Annotated in this window: 3 protein-coding genes and 1 other RNA gene; all 4 read left to right on the top strand. The window is 26.5% G+C overall.

What is annotated here, in order from left to right; translation table 11 throughout:
• Nucleotides 1-269 precede the first annotated feature (269 nt).
• The 4 genes from MBORA_RS08895 (at nt 270) to ffs (ending at nt 2,485) form a co-directional block, all read left to right on the top strand.
• Complete coding sequence (locus tag MBORA_RS08895) at nt 270-650, top strand: transposase (protein WP_169805475.1); 381 nt, start codon at nt 270-272, stop codon at nt 648-650.
• A 513-nt stretch (nt 651-1,163) separates the two neighbouring features.
• On the top strand, nt 1,164-1,487 hold the full coding sequence (locus tag MBORA_RS11245) for a hypothetical protein (RefSeq protein WP_231476050.1): 324 nt from the start codon (nt 1,164-1,166) through the stop codon (nt 1,485-1,487).
• 365 nt (nt 1,488-1,852) lie between these two features.
• Entirely contained in the window at nt 1,853-2,095 is a 243-nt protein-coding gene (locus tag MBORA_RS11240; protein WP_231476049.1) for a hypothetical protein, read from the top strand.
• A 75-nt stretch (nt 2,096-2,170) separates the two neighbouring features.
• Nucleotides 2,171-2,485, top strand: an RNA gene (gene ffs / locus MBORA_RS08885) — signal recognition particle sRNA.
• Nucleotides 2,486-3,020 lie beyond the last annotated feature (535 nt).

Below are 3,020 nucleotides of genomic sequence, written 5' to 3'. Positions count from 1 at the left end.
ATTAAATGGAACAAACACAATCAAATTTAACAGAAATATAACGATGAAAATGCCTGTTAATTACCAAGTAAGTGCAGATAATGACTATTCAACAGATGAAAAACACAGAATATCTTGAAAAAACATGACCCTTGACGGTTACATATCCTCACGAAAACTCTCAAGAAAAAGAAAAAAAAATAGTAAATAATTGTCCAAAAAACCATTTTTCCAAAAGATAAATTATCAACTATGATCACGAAAATGATGACCTATATCTTCCCCCCCCATTGGTCAACCACTATAGAAAAAAAAGCGAATACCAATACAAAAACAAAACAAGAATCACACATTGGACCAAAGAATGCAAAAACTGCCCAGTACAAGAATATTGCAGTAAAAACACAACGATACAGAATAATCAGCGACTATGGAAAACATTTCCCAAAAAAAATAAAAATGCAAAGAAAAATAGAAAACCACAAAAGCCCCACCAAAAAAAAAAATCTACAAAAATACGCTCAAAAAACAACCGGAACTACCATTTGCAAAACATGAAACAAAACATACACCTAACAAAATTCACAACAACAGACTTAAAACAAATAAATACAGAATTTAAACTATACACAATAAGACACAACTTAAAAAGAGAATATACAACAAAATAAACAATAGAAAACAACTGAAAAATAAAATTATTGCAAAAAAATTTTTAAAATAAAAAAAATTCTATGAAAAATTAAAAAATTTCATGTCCCATCCTGGTAATGAGTTTTTAAGGCTCTTTCAAAAACTTGTGTGACTTGGATTTTTACTAGTTTTTGAGTCACGAATTTTTTCGTTTTATTTTTTCTTTATTTTTAATTTAAAAGTAGTAAAATTAATATATAAGGTGGAACTTAAATATTAATATGTTTAAAGACAATATTAAAGCTCTAAATGAATGTATGGACTTAAAAGAATATAAGCTTTCCGATTTTATTCCAGAGTTTTTTTTCTGAATTCCACCAATCTGATGATTTTTCCCGATTTGGTTGTGAAAATATTGCTGATAATCTTATTAGACTTGAAAAAAGAGGTAAAATCTATTTTGAAAATATAATTAGTATTTGTCCAAGTTTTAAGTCAAAAAATACTGTTAAAAATGAAACTTACGAAAGAAAACTAATTTTTTTTAAGAATTGGAGAACAAATCTGTACTATTCAAAAATATAAATGCAAAAAAATGCATTAAAGTATTTTATACTGATTTATCATCACTTGTTTATTCTAATTCAAATATTACATTACCTGTTATTGATTGTATTGAAAATTTATATCAAATTTATGGAGCAAGACTCCATAAAATACGATTTGACTTAAAAAAACAACACAACATCGAAATTTCATATCAAAGCATAGAAAACATATTATTAGCATCTAATTATCAATTTAACTATCATAATTGGACTTATTATGGTTATTACTTATTTGACAGTCTTTGGGTTAAAATTAATGGAATTTGAAATTATATTTTAGCATTATTAGACGTTAAATTGAATACTTTGGTTTCAGTCAAATTAGTCGAATCAGAGGATTCCAAGACCATTTATCAATTCTTAAATGAATCACTAAGAAATCAAAAGAAAATATCAATAAGAACAGACTTAAAACACGAATATCAAGAATTCATAGATAAACTAAAAGTAAAACATCATTTCTGCAAATTTCACGTAAAACAAAACACAAACAAAAGATTTAAAGACTATTCCGACAAAAAGACCAACTAACAGACGAAGAAAAAGAAATATTACCCGATTTAAAACCAGACATTTATAAAATAATTGGATGCGAAAACACTCAATGATGCTAAAAAAAACTACGTAATATCTTGATTGATAAAAAATACCCTCAAAAAAACTTCACAAACAAAATCCTATGGAAATTCATCATACCCTACTTTAAAAAATTAACGAATCACCTTGAAAACACGAATATTCCATCCACAAACAATAAAATCGAAAACACATTCCAAAAAGTATTTCCAAAACACATAAAAAGAACAATGAAAATAGAAGTGGGTCTTTTAAGCCGATTCATGCTAAAACTAAATTATTGGAACATAAAAAAATGAAAACAAAAAAAATCACACAAGTTTTTGAAAGAGTCGTTTTTAACAACATTTATATAATATTAAATTCAAATATTAAGTTTGGCTAGACTGGAGGGTTAGGGGTCCTCTGTAAGCACACACCCCCTTTGGTGCAGTTGAAGTTCAAAAGGCGGCTTTTTAAGAAAATATGAGCCTAGAAAAAACAGCATAGAAACCTTGTCCTACAGGATTAATGGTGGTGTAGTTTTTACTGGAGGGTAAAGATTTACATCTTTAATAGGGGAATGTGTCAGGTCCGGAAGGGAGCAGCTCTACTGTTAACAATTGATGCTTGTAGAATCCCAGGGTGGAGTTGAGTTTTTTAGATTACTTATATTTTTGAGATTAGTCCACTTTTGAACATGCCATTTTTATATAGGTACTTTCAAAAACTTAGGTGATTTCACTTTAAACAAGTCTTTTACTAAAAACTTTTTCCTGATATTTGGCTTTATTTTTATAATTTAAAGCTAATAAATAGTTTATTGTGAAATAATTTAAGTGCATAAATTAATCAAAAAATAATTTATCACTTAAGTTTTTGAAAGAGCCTTTATAAAATAGACTTTGTTGAAATCCTATATTTTACACTTGAAATTTCACATCGACTTTGTTTTTTATGATGTTAAAATTCGTGTTTTTCTTGTTTTAGTATATAATTCTTTTTATTTTTTTATAATTGAAATATTACTGAGTATTTTTTAAAAATAAGTATTAGTAAGTTATTTATAGTTAAATGGAGAATATATATTATTATGAATCAAAAAAACACACATTCTCCAAGTATACTTAGGTTTTCAGAGCATAAAAGTCTTTTGGATTTTGGCTTTAAAAAGCAGACAAAAAAATTTTTCAAAAAATATGAAAACGCATGTAAAACAGATAATAAGCATAATGAATTGATAAA

The sequence above is a fragment of the Methanobrevibacter oralis genome, from assembly GCF_001639275.1.
Classification (GTDB): domain Archaea; phylum Methanobacteriota; class Methanobacteria; order Methanobacteriales; family Methanobacteriaceae; genus Methanocatella; species Methanocatella oralis.
The sequence above is the reverse complement of the archived record's forward strand: the minus strand, read 5'-3'. Positions and strand labels throughout refer to the sequence as shown.